The following is a 16,732-nucleotide window of genomic DNA, read 5'->3' as shown; positions in this document are numbered from 1 at the left end:
AAAATGGACACAAACTAAGGCAAAATGAAAAGTTATTAACCAAGATTCGTTATTAACTTGGTAATTATAAGGAGAAGATTATGGTTCAGGCACCCTCCCAAACAACAATGTCAACAGAAAACCCCCTATCTCCCGAAGAATTGCGTAAAATTCACGCTTATTGGCGTGCTTGTAATTATCTCGCCGTTGGGATGATTTATTTACGGGATAATCCTTTACTTAAAGAACCCTTAAAAGAAGAACAGGTTAAAAACCGTTTATTAGGTCATTGGGGATCAAGTCCTGGTCTAAGTTTTATCTATATTCACCTTAACCGACTGATCAAAAAATACGATTTAGATACTGTTTATATGGCCGGCCCTGGCCATGGTGCGCCTGGAATTTTAGGCCCTGTTTATCTAGAAGGAACCTATTCGGAAGTTTACCCCGAAAAAAGCGAAGATGAAGAAGGAATGAAAGCCTTTTTTAAACAGTTTTCCTTCCCCGGTGGTATCGGTAGTCATTGCACCCCAGAAACCCCCGGTTCTATTCATGAAGGAGGAGAATTAGGCTATAGTTTATCCCATGCTTACGGTTCTGTGTTAGATAACCCTGATCTCATTACCGTTGCGGTAGTGGGAGACGGAGAAGCTGAAACCGGCCCCTTAGCAACGGCTTGGCATTCTAACAAATTTATCAATCCTATCCGAGATGGGGCAGTTTTACCGATTTTGCACCTAAATGGTTATAAAATTGCTAATCCCACCATCTTAGCCCGTATTAGTCACGAAGAATTAGAATATCTCTTTAAAGGGTATGGTTATAAACCCTATTTTGTGGAAGGATCTGATCCCGAAATTATGCACCAGAAGATGGCTGCAACCCTCGAAACAGTCGTTTTAGAGATTAAACAGATTCAAAACGAGGCCCGTCTTAGTGGGGTGGCTGAACGTCCCATGTGGCCCATGATTGTGTTACGCTCTCCTAAAGGGTGGACTGGCCCCGCCTTCGTAGATGGGAAAAAGACTGAAGATTTTTGGCGATCGCACCAAGTCCCCTTATCAGGAATGCACGGCAACCCTGCACACATCAAGATATTAGAAGACTGGTTAAAAAGCTACAAAGCGGAAGAACTTTTTGACGCGACAGGTAAACTGTTACCAGAGTTAAAAGACTTGGCCCCCACGGGAAACCGTCGCATGAGTGCCAACCCTCACGCTAATGGGGGAGTTTTGCGAAAAGACCTAAAAATGCCTGATTTTCGGGAATACGGCGTAGAAGTGGACAAACCTGGTGCGGTAGAAGCAGAAAATACAAAGCCATTAGGGATCTTTTTGCGGGATGTCATGGCTAATAATATGAACAGTTTCCGCGTATTTGGCCCAGATGAAACCGCTTCTAACCGTTTAGATGCGATCTATGAAGTCAGCAAAAAAGTGTGGATGGCTGATATCTTAGAAGAGGATGCAGACGGCACAGAAATCACCAGAGATGGTCGGGTGATGGAAATGTTAAGTGAACATACCTTACAAGGCTGGTTAGAAGGGTATTTATTAACAGGTCGTCATGGATTTTTCCACACCTATGAAGCCTTTGCCCATGTGGTAGATTCTATGTTTAACCAACACGCCAAATGGTTAGATATTTGTAAGCATGAAGTGCCTTGGCGTGCGTCTGTTTCTTCTTTAAATATTCTACTTTCTTCGACAGTTTGGCGACAAGATCATAACGGGTTTTCCCATCAAGATCCTGGTTATGTTGACTTAGTAACTAATAAGAGTGCAGAAGTTGTTCGGGTTTATTTTCCCCCTGATGCTAACTGTTTATTATCCGTAGCCAATCACTGTTTAAAAAGCAAAGATTACGTCAATGTAATTGTTGCAGATAAACAGAAACATCTCCAATTTTTAAACATGGAAGATGCCGTTAAACACTGCACAAAAGGCATTGGAATTTGGGAATGGGCCAGTAATGATGACTGTGGCAAAGAACCGGATCATCCTGATGTAGTTATGGCTTGTTGTGGAGATGTAGCGACTCAAGAATCTTTAGCCGCGACTGCTATTTTACGGGAAGAATTCCCTCAATTAAAAGTCCGGTTTATTAATGTGGTAGACTTGTTTAAACTGCAATCAGAATCAGAACACCCTCACGGATTATCTGACCGAGATTTTGATACATTGTTTACCCCCGATAAGCCGATTATTTTCAATTATCATGGCTATCCTTGGTTAATTCATAAGTTAACCTATCATCGGACTAATCATGATAATCTCCATGTACGGGGTTATAAAGAAAAGGGTAATATTAATACACCCTTAGAGTTGGCAATGAACAACCAAATTGATCGATTTAACTTGGTTTTGGATGTGATTGATCGGGTGCCAAAATTAGGATCTGCTGCTGCTTATGTTCAACAACGCATGAAGAATGAGATGATTGAACATCGGGCTTATGCTTACGAAAATGGCATTGATAAGCCAGAAATTACTGACTGGAAATGGCCGTTTTAGTTTCAGCTAACTTTATTAGGGCTTAAGTTTTATTTAAGTCCTAATAAAACTCCTGGGATGAGCCTTGCCCACCTTTCTTAAGTATCAATCAGAGAACAGCAATTCTCATTTTAAGATTTCATGACATTGAAATCCTTACATAAAGAGGGGTTGACAATTCGTAACAAATCTAGTGATCGCTGAAACGGCGCAAACTCGTTTCAAAATGAGAATTGCTGATCAGAGAAACAGACAACGGAAATTCACTAAATGTTCTTTATTTTCCAATTCTCAATTATTGGGAAATTCCTCATCTAATGCAAGTAATAAAGAGGCATTTAGAGAAGCTATCATCTGTTTTTTGACAACTCTCGCCCAATGATCAAAATCAAAATCTTCTTCAAGGGGATCTAATGACTTCAACGGCGACTGTTTACTTTGTTCCTGTGGTAAAGACGGCAAAAATAAAGTTGCTGTCTTATTTTGAAGATTTTCCATTAAAGTTGCCTCTTAAGAGAAGTTGGGTTATCAAGGACAGAAAACTGTAGCAATTGTTACATTTTACCATGCACAATGATCATAGCCCTTTCCGTTTTTCAGAGAGGTTAAAAATTGATTAACTTTTGATTTAAAAAACATTAAGTTTCAATTTAAAAATTGATTAACTTCTAATTAAAAAAACATTAAGTTTCAATTTAAAAATCACTGGACTAACAAGGACAGAAATCACGATTTTTTGGAAGAAAAAACAGCCCAGAAAAGGGATCAAAAAAATGCTTTTTTTTCTCTTTAACCAAGGTTAACATAAAGTTAATCTTTTCTTTCTTTTGTCTAGAATTATTGAACATTTAGAATACTTAAGATTATGAAAAAAAAATTTCTGTTTAGACAAAATAGCTTACACTGAGAACATCTTGGCTTAAAAAGAAGGATCAAGTCAGCGAGGAATATGATTAACACAACACCCGTTCAAATCGAAGATGATCGTACCGGTTTAGAGATTTCTACCTTACGACGTGCCTTATTAGATAACCTTTTGTATATTCAAGGTAAATTTCCTGAAATTGCCAGCAAGAATGATTTTTACATGGCCTTAGCTTATACGGTAAGAGATCGTCTTTTACAACGTTGGTTAAACACGATTCAAACCGCTATGAAAAAAGAAGTCAAAAAGGTTTGTTATCTATCTGCTGAATTTTTAGTTGGCCCTCATTTAGAAAACAATTTAATCAATTTAGGCATTGCCGAACAAGTGAGACAAGCCATCACAGAATCGGGTCTAAACATCAAAGAATTGATTGAAACCGAAGAAGAACCCGGTTTAGGGAATGGTGGATTAGGCCGTTTAGCCGCTTGTTATATGGACTCTTTATCAACCTTAGAAGTCCCTGCTATTGGTTATGGAATTCGCTATGAATTTGGCATTTTTGATCAAGAAATTCGGGACGGTTGGCAAGTAGAAATTACGGATAAATGGTTAGCCTATGGAAACCCTTGGGAAATTGCCCGTCCAGAAGCTTCCGTTGCGGTTAATTTTGGGGGTCAGACAGAACCTTATACTGATGATCAAGGGTGTTATCGTGTGCGTTGGGTTCCTGGATATGTAGTTAAAGGAATTCCCTATGATACACCCATTGTTGGCTATAAAGTAAATACGGTCAATACGTTACGATTATGGCGTTCCGAAGCTTGTGAATCTTTTGATTTTCAACGCTTTAATGTAGGAGACTATTATGGGGCAGTAGATAGTAAAGTTCACTCAGAAAATATTAGTAAAGTTCTTTACCCAAATGATGAACCCATTCAAGGCAAAGAATTACGATTACAACAACAATATTTCTTCGTTTCTTGTTCTCTTCAAGATATGATTAGGATTCATCTTAATGATAATCCTAATTTAGATAATTTCCAGGAACAATGGGCAGTCCAACTCAATGATACTCATCCTTCTATTGGGGTAGCTGAGTTAATGCGTTTATTGGTGGATGTTTATCATTATGAATGGGAAAAAGCTTGGAGTATTACACAAAATACTTTTGGTTATACCAATCATACATTATTACCTGAAGCTTTAGAAAAATGGTCCCTCGCTCTTTTTGGTAATTTGTTACCTCGTCTTTTAGAAATTATCTATGAAATTAATCAGCGTTTCTTAGAGCGAGTTCGTATTAAATTCCCCAATGATGATTACAAACTTTCTAGCCTTTCTATTATTGATGAAAGTGGGGATAAATATGTGAGAATGGCTAACTTAGCTTGTGTAGGTTCCCATCATATTAATGGGGTAGCTGAGTTACATTCAAAGTTGCTCAAAGAAACAGTTTTACATGACTTTTATCAACTATTTCCCGAAAAATTTACCAATGTTACTAATGGCGTAACCCCTCGTCGTTGGATTGTTCAAAGTAACCCCCGATTGACTGAATTAATTAACTCAAAAATTGGGGAGAATTGGATTAAGAATTTACAGGAATTACGCTATTTAGAAGGTTGTGCTGATGATGGCGGTTTTCGTTGGGCGTGGCGGGAAGTTAAACAGGCAATTAAGCAAGATTTAGCCAATTATATTCATCAAAAATTGGGCATAATTGTTAACCCTGCTTCCTTATTTGATGTGCAAGTTAAGCGCATTCATGAATATAAACGGCAGCATCTTAATGTGTTACACATTATCACCCTTTATAATCGTCTCAAACAAAATCCCAGTTTAGATATTCCACCCCGTACCTTTATTTTTGGTGGAAAAGCTGCCCCTGGTTATTTCATGGCCAAGCGAATTATTAAGTTAATTACAGCAGTGGGAGATGTGGTAAATAATGATCCCGATATCGGTGATCGCTTGAAGGTTATTTTCTTGCCAGATTATAATGTAACCTTTGGTCAAAGGGTTTATCCTGCGGCGGATTTATCGGAACAAATTTCTACTGCAGGTAAGGAAGCATCAGGCACAGGAAACATGAAGTTTTCCCTCAATGGTGCCTTAACTATCGGTACTTTAGATGGGGCTAATGTAGAAATTCTTCAAGAAGTTGGAGAAGAAAATTTCTTCTTATTTGGGTTAACAACCCCACAGGTTTTAGAAACTAAAGCCCAAGGTTATTATCCTCGCGGTTATTATGACTCCAATCCTGAACTTAAAGGGGTTTTAGACTTAATTAGTTCTGGTTTCTTTTCTCGTGGTGATACAGAATTATTTAAGCCCATTGTCGATAATTTACTCTACGATGATCCCTATCTTTTGTTAGCTGACTATCAATCTTATGTTGAATGTCAAGAAAAGGTATCTCAAGCTTACAAAGATCCTGAATATTGGAGTCGGATGTCCATTTTAAATGTGGCACGGATGGGTAAATTTTCCAGCGATCGCTCGATTCAAGAATATTGTGAAGGCATTTGGAATGCCAAAGCTGTTTCCGTTGAATTGAAAAATTATGTGCAAGCTGAAGCCAAATTAAATCTCAATAATGGGTTTTAAATGTTATCATAAAATGGAAGCTTAGTCTTCCATTTTATGATAAAAACTCTCATTGAAATAAGGATTTATTTAGCCAAAAATATCCTTTAAATGGGGAGCATCCCCATTTTGCACGTTTACCTTTGAAGGGGGGCTGAAACCCTTTTCTGTCATAACTTTGAGTTATGAGCTTACCCAAATGGGATGCTCCCTTTAAATGTCGATAAGATTGACTTTTTCTATAGCAGTTCTATGTAAATTATGAGATATAGATCTCAGCCACAGGGAATAGGAAAGAGAAAACTATGCTCAATAATTTAGGACTGCTATCTTTCATTGTTCTTACGGTCAACATTAGTTCTTGTTTAGGTGATTTATAGATGTTTGAACAAATTTTTACTCCTAATCCTGACGCAGCAAAACCTACACTAATTCGTCCCCGTAAAGGTGTAATTATTGGTCTAGGACAAGTAGGAATGGCCTGCGCTTATTCAATTTTGATTCAAGATTGTTTTGATGAATTAGTCCTGCAAGATATTGCCAAAGAAAAGGTTGAAGGAGAAGTCATGGACTTAATCCAAGGAATGCCTTTTCTTCCTCCAACTGAACTAAAAAGTGGTACAGTTGCTGATGAAGGAAAAGATGCAGATCTTGTTATTATTACGGCTGGGGCGGCTCAAAAACCAGGTGAAAGTCGCTTAGAATTAGTAGGACGCAATGTTAATATTTTTCGCAGTATTTTGGCTGATGTGGTTAAATATTGTCCCCATGCCATCTTATTAATTGTCAGTAATCCTGTGGATATTATGACTTACGTTACTTTAAAATTAACAGGATTTCCTAGTGCGCGGGTGATCGGTTCGGGAACAGTTTTAGATACAGCGAGATTACGTTCTTTGATTGGACAAAAACTCAATATTGATTCCCGTAGTGTTCATGCTTATATTATGGGAGAACATGGAGATAGTGAATTTCCTGTGTGGAGTATGGCCAATATTGGGGGAGCAAAAATCATTCCTCAAGATTGGGAAAGTCTTCCACAGCAAGATAAGGACGAATTAAATTCTATTTTTAATCAGGTCAAAAATGCGGCCTATGAAATTATTAAACTCAAAGGCTATACTTCCTATGCTATTGGGTTAGCTGTGACTGATATTGTCAAGGCCATTTTACGCTCTCAAGAACGGATTTTAACGGTGAGTACCTTAATGAATGGGTTGTACGGAATTAACGACATTTGTTTAAGTATCCCCACAGTTGTTAACGAAAGAGGTGCGCTGAAAACTGTCAATTTATCTCTCAATGAAATGGAGAAAACTCAATTGTTAAATTCGGCTCAAGTTTTACAAGGGGTGTTTGAAAAACTTAAGCTTTAATATTAAGTAGACAAAAAAAATACACAAATTCAAAAAGTCATTTTGTAGGGGCGGGTTTTTGAAACTTATTAATGCTTCTCATAAATAAGTTTCAAAAACCCGCCATTATTGTACAAAAATGTTACAATAAATTAAAACCTGCCCTGTGATTAATTTTGTTTAGGCAGTTATTAATAACCTACTTTGAACAAAAGGCCAACACCAATGAACATTAATGCAAGAATTAAAGAAATTTTTCCCCGAATTGAACACATTCCTTCCCAATTCAAATTAAAGCATCCCATTGACCAAAGGGAATACCTTGTGGATGGGAAATTGCAGAGTTGGGAGGGAGAAATGGAATCAGCTTTTTCTCCTGTTTATCTACAAACCACGGAAGGACTAATTCGTCAAAAAATTGGGCAGTTTCCGCTTTTTAATCAAGAGACTGCTCTATCGGCTTTAGAAGCGGCTGTGAAAGCTTATAATCATGGTAGGGGACAATGGCCCACCATGTCTGTGGGTCAACGCATCGAATGTCTTCAAAATTTCGCCTATCGCATGAAAGAAAAACGCCATGAAGTCGTTAATTTATTGATATGGGAAATTGCCAAATCTTACACCGATTCTTGTAAAGAATTTGACCGAACAGTTGACTATATTGAGGATACCATTGATGCTTTGAAAAACCTAGATCGTATATCTTCTCGCTTTGAAATTTCTCAAGGGGTTATCGGACAAATTCGCCGCGCTCCCTTGGGCGTTGTTCTAAGCATGGGGCCAGCTAATTATCCTTTAAATGAAACGTTTACGACTCTAATTCCCGCCTTAATTATGGGCAATACGGTAATTGTTAAAGCTCCCAGACCCGGCGTATTATTAAATTATCCTTTGTTAGAAGCGTTTAAAGACTCTTTTCCCCCAGGAGTTGTTAATACAATTTATGGCAAAGGAAGAACCATTACTCCACCTTTAATGGAATCAGGAAGGATAGATGCTTTAGCTTTTATTGGGAGTAGTCATGCCGCTAATAATCTCAAAAAACAACACCCAAAATCTCATCGTTTGCGTTCTATTTTAGGATTAGAAGCAAAAAATCCAGGCATTGTTCTGCCCCATGCTGATTTAGATTTGACAGTCAAAGAATGTATTTTAGGAACCCTTTCTTACAATGGACAGCGTTGTACTGCCATCAAAATTATCTTTGTTCATCGCGCAGTTATTGATAAGTTTTTAGAAAAGTTTACTGCCGCCGTTAGTGATTTAAAATTTGGGATGCCTTGGGAAGACAATGTTTTCTTAACTCCGATTGCTGAACCCGGCAAACCGACCTATCTTCAAGAATTGGTAGAAGATGCTAAAAATAAGGGAGCAGAAGTTATTAATGAAGGGGGCGGTATCATTAATGAAACCTTCTTTTATCCCGCTATTTTGTATCCCGTTAATGACCAAATGAAAATCTATTCTGTTGAGCAATTTGGCCCCGTTGTTCCCATTGTTCCTTTCGATGATATTGAAACTCCAATTAATTATTTAGTGAAGTCAGATTATGGTCAACAGGTAAGTATTTTTGGACAAAATTCAGAAGCGATCGCTCAATTAGTTGATCCCTTGGTTAACCAGGTTTGTCGTGTTAATATAAATAGCCAATGTCAACGGGGGCCTGATACGTTTCCCTTTACGGGAAGAAAAGATTCTGCTGAAGGAACTTTATCGGTTCATGATGCCTTACGCGCTTTTTCTATTCGTACTTTGGTGGCGGCAAAAGAGATTGATCTCAACAAACGATTAATCACTGAAATTGTCAGGGAACATCAGTCTAATTTTCTCTCCACTGATTTCATTTTGTAAACACTTGATTAACTCATCTAAGAATCTATTTACTTAGATAGGACCAAATAGGTAATTCCCTTTCTCTTGTGGATTCTGACTCCAATAGAATTCTTGTAATCGTCTCAAAATATCTTCTTTGGTGAGAAATCCATCCTCATCCTCATCCATTTGAGAAAATGCCATCGGGCTGTAAACAACGGGCAGTCCATAAATTTTAAAGAGAGTTGTCCATTCCTGTTGATCAATTTTCTGATTTTCATCTAGATCAATCACATCAAAAATGAGATTTCCTAGAGCTTTGATATCTTGTTTAAAAGCATCTTCTTCGAGCAATATTTCGTGATAAACAAACCATTCTTCTAAGTTGATGGTACTACCCGAACCATGGTGGGTAGACTCTTTAATATTATTCTTTAATCTCATCCAACGATAAGTATATTGTTCTAGAAGATTTAGTTCCTCTTGGGAACCGGACTTCCATCCCCTCAAACCCCCTAGACGACGCGCAATCGTTTCAAAACTCGATAACTTGAGAACTCCCATGTTCTCCGCATCATACATACTAAATAGTTTAGTCAGTTTCTGTTTTTGAAACGAAGTTAGCATACAAACACCCTATTCCCTGGCAATTTAGCCAATTCGATTTCACCTCTCAAATTTTAACTTAGATCAAGGGGATCTAGATATTTTGTTAATAAACTGTTCTTTGAGCTTTTCATGGAGTGGCATGGGGACTTTTACCAACTTGATGTGTGATTGCCATCGTGTTTTGAGTAAGGTGGCATTTTCTCCATGATATTGAGGGTTTAATTAAATTGGCGTTGCACCATTGATCAAGTCTTCATTTTAACCCTAGAGACTGCTTAAGATCGGGGGAAAAATTGAGAGGCGGTACGCCAACAACCAAGAGAGAATCTTTTTGAACATGGATTTCCACATCGCGCTTGCGTTGAGTAAATAATTCTCTTTCCTGAAGATGGCGATCTGTTAAAAAGTGAACAACTTGATTAGATGAACCACGAAAACCTAAATTATCATTTAATTGGGCAATATATAATCCATCAATTAAAACATCAATTTGCTGAAGTAACTGCCTAAAAATCGGCTCATTTTTAGATTGAATCTGCTTGAGAGTAAACCCAGAGTAGCAGATAATCGATAGGTTACTTTTTCGTCTGAGGTAGGTGAAAAGTTCATTTAATCCTTCAGCTTGCAGCATGGGTTCCCCTCCTGAAACTGCAATACCATCGAGGTGAGGTAGTGTTAAGATATAGTTAGCTAGTTTTTCTGGTTCAATTAACTGAGCTTGCTTCTGAGGAATCCAATCAGGAGCCACACAACCCGGACAATCAAAACAACAACCTTGCACCCAAATCGCGCAGCGTTGACCAGGTCCTAAGACGCGAGTTGAAGAGCATATTTCAGCAATATTTAACAAAGTCATAACCTAAACCTATCGGATAAATTAACACTATTTTTAATGCTAAGAATTAGGAAGAAAGTTCAATGGGACATCAACATTCTAGCCAAGGGGTTCTAATATTGGTAATTGAGGGAGAAATTCAACCAGATGCTACCTATCCTTTATCCAATGATCTAGAAATTCTCATCGGACGCGATTCTACTTGTGATATTCCTTTAGACTTTGATACTAATATATCACGCCGCCACGCTAGTATTCGTCCTCTAAAGGGAGGAGGATGGGAAATTGTGGATCACAATAGTTCTAATGGAACTTATATTAATGGTAATCGACTACAAGGAACACAAATACTGCATCCAGGCGATCATTTGATATTCTCCCAAGGAGGTCCTGAATTTGTTTTTGAATATCAAGTTCCTGTTGGAATAGCTGTTGAGAAAAATCAATCAGAAGCAGTAGCACCTCGTCAGACAATTGAGACACAACAATATTGTCTAGAAATATTGCCGAGACAACTGATTATTAACACGATTATTGGCAATAATCGTCAAAAACAACGTGAATTTTGGTGGAATGTGGCTGGTAAATTAGTTGGAGGAATCATTTTATTCTTTTTGATTTACGCTTTATGGTCTTCAATAAATCTATTTCCTTTCAACATTATTATTGCTATAATTATAATGACTATATTTTTTTATGCCCCAGTAACTAGCTATCAATTCGATCTCGATACTCAAAAATTAACTATTACCTCTCAATCTTTTGTTGATAGCTTATTTAATCATTATCGTTATCAATTTTATCCTTTAGAAGAATTTACGGCTGTCCGTTTACAAAAATCTGTTTATGAAGGGGATAGTGGAACTCAATATAACGATTTTAATATAGAATTAGTCCGCGAAGATAATAAAAGTTTAAGACTAGCTTTTACATGGCGGCAATATTTGAACTCTAACCTTTTTCAATTTCTCTCTGGTTCTAGTAGAGATGCTGAGAAGGCTCAATTAGTTTATAATGCTACTCAGTTAATTGATTGGATTCAAAAGTATTTAGAGCATGAATAATTTACTAAAAATCAATTGAGGGAATATCTGGAAGAATAAAAGTCATCATAGCTGCTCCCGAAAGATTATCCCGAACAATACGGCTTTTTTGACGCCTAACCATTTTCTCATAAAAATTGCGAACTTCTCGACCATTACCAAAATTGGCATCGCGGTTTTCATAAATTTGAAAAAAAATTTCTTGGACTTTCCTGCTTACATCCTTGGGACAAATACGCTTATCTTGCTGACACATTCGCCGGAAAATTTGAGAGAGTTCTTCCCCACTATAATCCGGAAAATCGATAGTATAAGAAATGCGAGATGAAAAACCAGAATTAGCCTCAATAAAGGCTGTCATTTCCTGAGAATAACCAGCCAAAATAACCACTAATCGATCACGATTATTTTCCATCATCGGGACTAAAGTATCGATAGCTTCTCGACCAAAATCTCCCGAAGATTCAGAACGTGCCAAGGCATAAGCTTCATCAATAAATAAAACTCCTCCTAAAGCAGACTCGACCACTTTAGCTGTTTTCTCAGCAGTTTGTCCCACATAACCCGCTACTAAATCCCGACGAGTCGTTTCAATAAAATGTCCTTTTGGTAATACTCCTAAAGCCTTAAAAATTCGTCCAATCAATCTAGCTACTGTGGTTTTACCTGTTCCTGGATTTCCCAAAAAAATCATGTGACCGATGGTAGATTCTGTCTTTTCAACTAATCCAGCTTCTCGTAATCTTTGATTAGCAATCTGGGTATCAACAATTTCCCGAATAGCGGACTTAACTAAATCCAAACCAATTAAACTGCCTAATTCTTGAAGCAGATCATTAACAGTGCTAGAAGTGGTCGAATTATCTCGAATCAGAGGTTGATAAACTTCGGGAATATCATGCAATTGAAAAGGTTCATTTAGCGGATCTAGATTGCTTTCAAGCACGCGACTAGCGCGGCGTTCATCCATTGCTTGAAAGAGGTTTTCAACCATTCCTGCATTACCAAAAGTGCGATCGCGTCCTTCATAGAGTGCGGTGAATAAAACCTGCATAGAATCCATCAATTCTTGGGAGAGGTTACATTTAACTTTAGTAGCGCGTTGTTGAAAAATTGCCATCAATTCTTTGGGGTTATAATCCTCAAAGATAATTTCCGTATTAAAGCGACGTTCTAAGCCAGGATTAGCCTTGATAAACTCATCCATATTGGCTGGATAACCTGCCACAATTACAGCAAGATGGTCGCGTTCATCTTCCATTCTTTTGAGTAGGGTATCAATTGCTTCAGTTCCAAAATCATTCTGTCCTCCCTGAACCAGAGTATAAGCTTCATCAATAAACAAAATTCCATCTAAAGCACTATCTATTAATTGATTAGTTCGTATTGCTGTTTGTCCTACATAACCTGCTACTAAATCTCTACCACCTACTTCAATAACGTGACCTCTTTCTAATAATCCTAAATCTCGATAAATTTCCCCAATCAGACGAGCAACCGTTGTTTTTCCCGTACCTGGATTGCCTTTAAATACTAGATGAAGACGAGGGGGTTCAGTTATTTGTCCAGTCGTTTCTCTGGCTTTATGGACTTCTAAAACCTGTATCCGTTGACGAATATTTTTTTTAACTTGAGCTAGTCCAATCATTTGTTCTAGTCGTTCTAAAGCAGGTTTAGTGCTGACAGTTCCAGACAACCAATGACACTTTTGAGCAGAAGCGAGGGAAATTTCCGAGACTGTTTGAAAGTTAGCATACCAATAGTTTAAAGAGCGATTTTCCGCCGACAACCAGACCATCAATTGATCTCGATTTTTCCAGTCTAGGGGACGATGATGATGGAGGCGAAAGTATTCGACTAAATTTGTAATTTCTTTGCGCTCTGGGCCTTTTAAACGAATAAAATTAAAGGAACTTATTCCCATTGTATTACGATTTGCTGTCAGATTCCCTAAAAAAGTAAATCCAATACGATTACAAAAGTCTTCTAATTCTTTCCTGTTTTCGTGATGAAATATAAAAATACAGAGGTTAAGATTATCCGGTAAAAGGCGTGACCAATCGGCAATCCGTCCAAATAATTCTCGCCTGTTTTCAAATTCTCCAATATCTTCTGCTTGAGAGAAGATCAGTGCTGATTTTTGGCTAGTATCTTGCATAACTTTCTCAAAGATTGGCAATTTTTTGGGATATTGGCTGTTTTTTTCTACTAAATTAACTGCTTCTTTTAATTCTGTTTGTAACTTTTGAATTTCTCCTAAGCGTTTATTGATTTCTTCCTTGCGTTGACTGAGAAAGCTCCTAGAAAACTGTGCATTAAGACCAGTTAAAAAAATTTCTAATTGACTTATATGAGAATCTGACCCGGTAGGATCAATTGTCGGTGATTCTGGATTTGGGGGTTTGACTATGATGAAAATTGGAAGGGTTTCAGTTTCAGCAGTAGGTGAAAGTTCAAATTTTAACCAAGGACCACCTTGAGTTAGTTGAACTTCTATCCCAGTTGATAACATCAACTGCTCTATTCGCTGTCCTTTGAAAAAAGTTCCATTCGTTCCCTTACTAATTAATTGCCACTGTTGAGGCTGAATTTGATGAAGTTCTAGATGGTATCGGGAAATCAAATCATTGTTAATTACAGCATTATTATCACTAGCACGCCCAATACGCACAAGATCTTCCTGCTCAAATTGCCATTGCTGAAGAGTTTTACTTTGTTGAGGATCAAATAAGGAAAAGATTAGCATAATCTACCTTTTTTCAACTTATTAAAAAGATTGGGGGATTCCACGCTGTTTTATTTCATTGAGATTACGATATTCTGGTCTGGCTTTTGACTTGCATTGAAATTCACCTATTCCTTGAATACCTGAAGCATCCAAAGACTCAAAAACCGCTTTGGCATTTTGTTGAGCAGCAGTTTCATCGACTAGAATTTCACTAAAAGCATTGATAGAAATCGAATTCCTACCAAACTCTTCTTCTGGCTTGATTATTGCGACAACTTCATCCCCAGCCAGATTTTTAACTTTGACAACGTAAGCTTTTCGTTGATCATCACCTTCGTAAATAGCATCGGTTTCAGAATTAACCAAAGTATAGCCTAAATCCGACAGAGAAGATACAACAAGATCCGCAATTTCAGCGCGCATTTGAGAACTCAACATTGCCAAATGAAATCTTCTCAGGAATCGGGCGTTGCACCATTGCCGGATGATTTATAATAAAGAGGAAAATTTTATGACAGCGATCGCGTCTCTAAAAAAAGAAAATGAACTGTCCAAAATGTAATTCCAATAATATTAGAAAAAATGGTCATAGAAGAGGAAAACAAAACTATCAATGTAAGACTTGTGGTCGTCAATAAGCACGAATTTCATTCTGAACTAGGTTATTCTAAAAAGGTCAAAGAAAACTGTTTAACTATGTACCTTAATGGTAACGGATTTAGAGCGATTGAAAGAATTACAAAAGTCAATCATAACACAGTCATACGTTGGGTAAGACAGACAGAAAATCAGTTACCAGATAGTTCTAACGACCACCAAATTCCACAGGTAGGCAAACTAGACGAATTACAAACATTTATAGGTAAAAAAAATAAGATATGGATTTGGACAGCTTTAAACAAAGACTACTCCGAGATTTTAGAATATGTAATAGGTGATAGAAGTGCCAAAATATTTGAAGAATTATGGGAAAAAATTAAAGATTGGAATTGTTATTTTTGGATAACAGATGGATATAAAGTTTATCCAAAATTCATTCCTGATGGTGACCAAATTATCAGTAAAACATCTATGACAAGAATAGAAGGAGAAAATAGTCGTTTACGTCATTATTTGGCAAGACTACACCGTAAGACATTCTGTTATTCTAAGTCAAAGGAGATGTTATTTTTGTCAATTAAACTACTTATTTATTATTTGAAAGAGAAAAACCTTTCTACAATAATCAGAGGTTAAATTTTGCTATTTTATTATTTGGCGGTCTCGCGGAGCGAGTGCGAAAGCAACGCTGTTGAAATTGGAAAACTTAAAAATTAGGAGAAAGCCGAAATCATCCCGCAGTGATGCAACGCCATTTTTTGTGATGGTTCAGTTCATGATAACCCAGAACTCAAACAGTATGATCAGGTTAAACGAGATAATTTTGAGTGGCATACTGGATATAAAGTGTTTAGTTTCAATTATCAACTAGATTTTGAGGAACAAATCAAAGGGCTAAAACGGTTATTAAGATCGACATAACTCATCACTGGACTCAGATGCCGCACAGCAACTTCAAACCAGTTCATTAAAAAAGATGGATGTATCAATAAGAACATTGACTCTCTTTTATTAAGAGAAATCAGTTGAATGGAAAGGGAGACATGAGTTTATGTTTGTCTTTTATCTTTTGTTTTTAAGCCACATAACAACACTTCTTAGCCCTAGTCAGCCCAGTATAAATCATTTTTTGCTTATCAGAACAATAGTGCATATCGCTGACCAATAAAAACACATTATCAATGGAACTCCCCTGAGCTTTATGACAAGTCAGAGCATAAGCATAAGCCATATTATCAAACAAGGTTTCTAACTCAAAATAGATCGCCCATCGCTTCTTTTTCTCTGTGTAAGTAACATCTTCTTTGGCTCTATCAGCCAACCGTTTTAATTCTTTTTGTCTTTTTTCTTCAGATTCATCTGTCAAGATTCTTAACTCTAAAACTGTACCTTCATCCGTTCTTACCTTAACTTGATAGAACTCCCACTTATGCTGCTCATTATACGCTAATTCAGGATTTTCTATGACCTTACATTCTTCTGAATTATTCAAGATTATCTTTTTCTGTTGTGTGTTCCCCCCTGGTAATTTTCTAAATACAGGCTTTTTAGCAATCAACCTATCCCCGATTACTAACTGTTCTACATTTTCCCCGTATAAAGCCTTTCTAATAGCTTCATTGTATTTATCAACCGTCTTATTTCTCCAGGCGATAATTCTGACATAATCAGGATTAATCAACCAGTCTTCTTGGTTAAAATGTTCAACCGCTAACTTTAACCATTGCTCAGAATCAAGTTTAACAATTGTGCCATCATCTGAAGTTTGAAAGGGATAAGTTTGCCGATTCCATTGAGGTTGACTCCTGATATTTTCAGCGACTTT

At 37.2% G+C, this 16,732-nt stretch carries 12 protein-coding genes; 6 read left to right on the top strand and 6 right to left on the bottom strand.

What is annotated here, in order from left to right; all coding sequences use genetic code 11:
- Positions 1-80 precede the first annotated feature (80 nt).
- The gene (locus VB691_RS21705) at positions 81-2,492 is read left to right on the top strand and encodes a phosphoketolase family protein (RefSeq protein WP_323293621.1); all 2,412 of its coding nucleotides are present in this window, start codon (positions 81-83) and stop codon (positions 2,490-2,492) included.
- A gap of 270 nt (positions 2,493-2,762) precedes the next feature.
- Here the strand turns inward: VB691_RS21705 and VB691_RS21700 are convergent, their stop codons facing one another.
- A complete protein-coding gene (locus VB691_RS21700) occupies positions 2,763-2,969 on the bottom strand; it encodes a hypothetical protein (protein WP_323293620.1) in 207 nt (68 codons plus the stop codon).
- Positions 2,970-3,420: 451 nt separating this feature from the next.
- On the opposite strand from VB691_RS21700, the gene VB691_RS21695 reads away from it, so the two are divergent.
- From VB691_RS21695 to VB691_RS21685, 3 genes are all read left to right on the top strand, one after another.
- Complete coding sequence (locus VB691_RS21695) at positions 3,421-5,946, top strand: glycogen/starch/alpha-glucan phosphorylase (protein ID WP_323293619.1); 2,526 nt, start codon at positions 3,421-3,423, stop codon at positions 5,944-5,946.
- A 359-nt stretch (positions 5,947-6,305) separates the two neighbouring features.
- Entirely contained in the window at positions 6,306-7,301 is a 996-nt protein-coding gene (locus VB691_RS21690) for an L-lactate dehydrogenase (protein ID WP_323293618.1), read from the top strand.
- A 204-nt stretch (positions 7,302-7,505) separates the two neighbouring features.
- Positions 7,506-9,131: an NADP-dependent glyceraldehyde-3-phosphate dehydrogenase gene (locus VB691_RS21685; protein WP_323293617.1), complete on the top strand. Its 1,626-nt coding sequence runs from the start codon at positions 7,506-7,508 to the stop codon at positions 9,129-9,131.
- A gap of 33 nt (positions 9,132-9,164) precedes the next feature.
- Here the strand turns inward: VB691_RS21685 and VB691_RS21680 are convergent, their stop codons facing one another.
- Positions 9,165-9,719: a hypothetical protein gene (locus VB691_RS21680; RefSeq protein WP_323293616.1), complete on the bottom strand. Its 555-nt coding sequence runs from the start codon at positions 9,717-9,719 to the stop codon at positions 9,165-9,167.
- 235 nt (positions 9,720-9,954) lie between these two features.
- Positions 9,955-10,557 carry a 4Fe-4S single cluster domain-containing protein gene (locus tag VB691_RS21675; RefSeq protein WP_323293615.1) on the bottom strand — a complete coding sequence of 201 codons (603 nt, stop codon included), beginning with the start codon at positions 10,555-10,557 and terminating at the stop codon, positions 9,955-9,957.
- A 62-nt stretch (positions 10,558-10,619) separates the two neighbouring features.
- Here VB691_RS21675 and VB691_RS21670 point away from each other — a divergent pair, with 62 nt between their 5' ends.
- Positions 10,620-11,600 carry an FHA domain-containing protein gene (locus tag VB691_RS21670; protein ID WP_323293614.1) on the top strand — a complete coding sequence of 327 codons (981 nt, stop codon included), beginning with the start codon at positions 10,620-10,622 and terminating at the stop codon, positions 11,598-11,600.
- 4 nt (positions 11,601-11,604) lie between these two features.
- Here the strand turns inward: VB691_RS21670 and VB691_RS21665 are convergent, their stop codons facing one another.
- The gene (locus VB691_RS21665; RefSeq protein WP_323293613.1) at positions 11,605-14,325 is read right to left on the bottom strand and encodes an AAA family ATPase; all 2,721 of its coding nucleotides are present in this window, start codon (positions 14,323-14,325) and stop codon (positions 11,605-11,607) included.
- A gap of 21 nt (positions 14,326-14,346) precedes the next feature.
- Positions 14,347-14,730: a hypothetical protein gene (locus VB691_RS21660; RefSeq protein ID WP_323293612.1), complete on the bottom strand. Its 384-nt coding sequence runs from the start codon at positions 14,728-14,730 to the stop codon at positions 14,347-14,349.
- Positions 14,731-14,849: 119 nt separating this feature from the next.
- Here VB691_RS21660 and VB691_RS21655 point away from each other — a divergent pair.
- A protein-coding gene (locus tag VB691_RS21655; protein WP_416245406.1) for an IS1 family transposase occupies positions 14,850-15,543 on the top strand; the annotation gives its coding sequence in 2 pieces (ribosomal slippage) (positions 14,850-14,944 and positions 14,943-15,543; 696 coding nt in all).
- Positions 15,544-15,982: 439 nt separating this feature from the next.
- Here the strand turns inward: VB691_RS21655 and VB691_RS21650 are convergent.
- Positions 15,983-16,732, bottom strand: a 750-nt coding sequence (locus VB691_RS21650; protein WP_323293611.1) for a helicase C-terminal domain-containing protein, incomplete at its 5' end; no start/stop codon positions are given.

Source organism: Crocosphaera sp. XPORK-15E (assembly GCF_034931425.1).
GTDB lineage: Bacteria > Cyanobacteriota > Cyanobacteriia > Cyanobacteriales > Microcystaceae > UHCC-0190.
The sequence above is the reverse complement of the archived record's forward strand: the minus strand, read 5'-3'. Positions and strand labels throughout refer to the sequence as shown.

Bases quoted from the DNA above. Each gene is read 5' to 3' on its own strand.
- VB691_RS21705 (WP_323293621.1), top strand. From the start codon at position 81: ATGGTTCAGGCACCCTCCCAAACAACAATGTCAACAGAAAACCCCCTA.
- VB691_RS21700 (WP_323293620.1), bottom strand. From the start codon at position 2,969: ATGGAAAATCTTCAAAATAAGACAGCAACTTTATTTTTGCCGTCTTTA.
- VB691_RS21695 (WP_323293619.1), top strand. From the start codon at position 3,421: ATGATTAACACAACACCCGTTCAAATCGAAGATGATCGTACCGGTTTA.
- VB691_RS21690 (WP_323293618.1), top strand. From the start codon at position 6,306: ATGTTTGAACAAATTTTTACTCCTAATCCTGACGCAGCAAAACCTACA.
- VB691_RS21685 (WP_323293617.1), top strand. From the start codon at position 7,506: ATGAACATTAATGCAAGAATTAAAGAAATTTTTCCCCGAATTGAACAC.
- VB691_RS21680 (WP_323293616.1), bottom strand. From the start codon at position 9,719: ATGCTAACTTCGTTTCAAAAACAGAAACTGACTAAACTATTTAGTATG.
- VB691_RS21675 (WP_323293615.1), bottom strand. From the start codon at position 10,557: ATGACTTTGTTAAATATTGCTGAAATATGCTCTTCAACTCGCGTCTTA.
- VB691_RS21670 (WP_323293614.1), top strand. From the start codon at position 10,620: ATGGGACATCAACATTCTAGCCAAGGGGTTCTAATATTGGTAATTGAG.
- VB691_RS21665 (WP_323293613.1), bottom strand. From the start codon at position 14,325: ATGCTAATCTTTTCCTTATTTGATCCTCAACAAAGTAAAACTCTTCAG.
- VB691_RS21660 (WP_323293612.1), bottom strand. From the start codon at position 14,730: ATGCGCGCTGAAATTGCGGATCTTGTTGTATCTTCTCTGTCGGATTTA.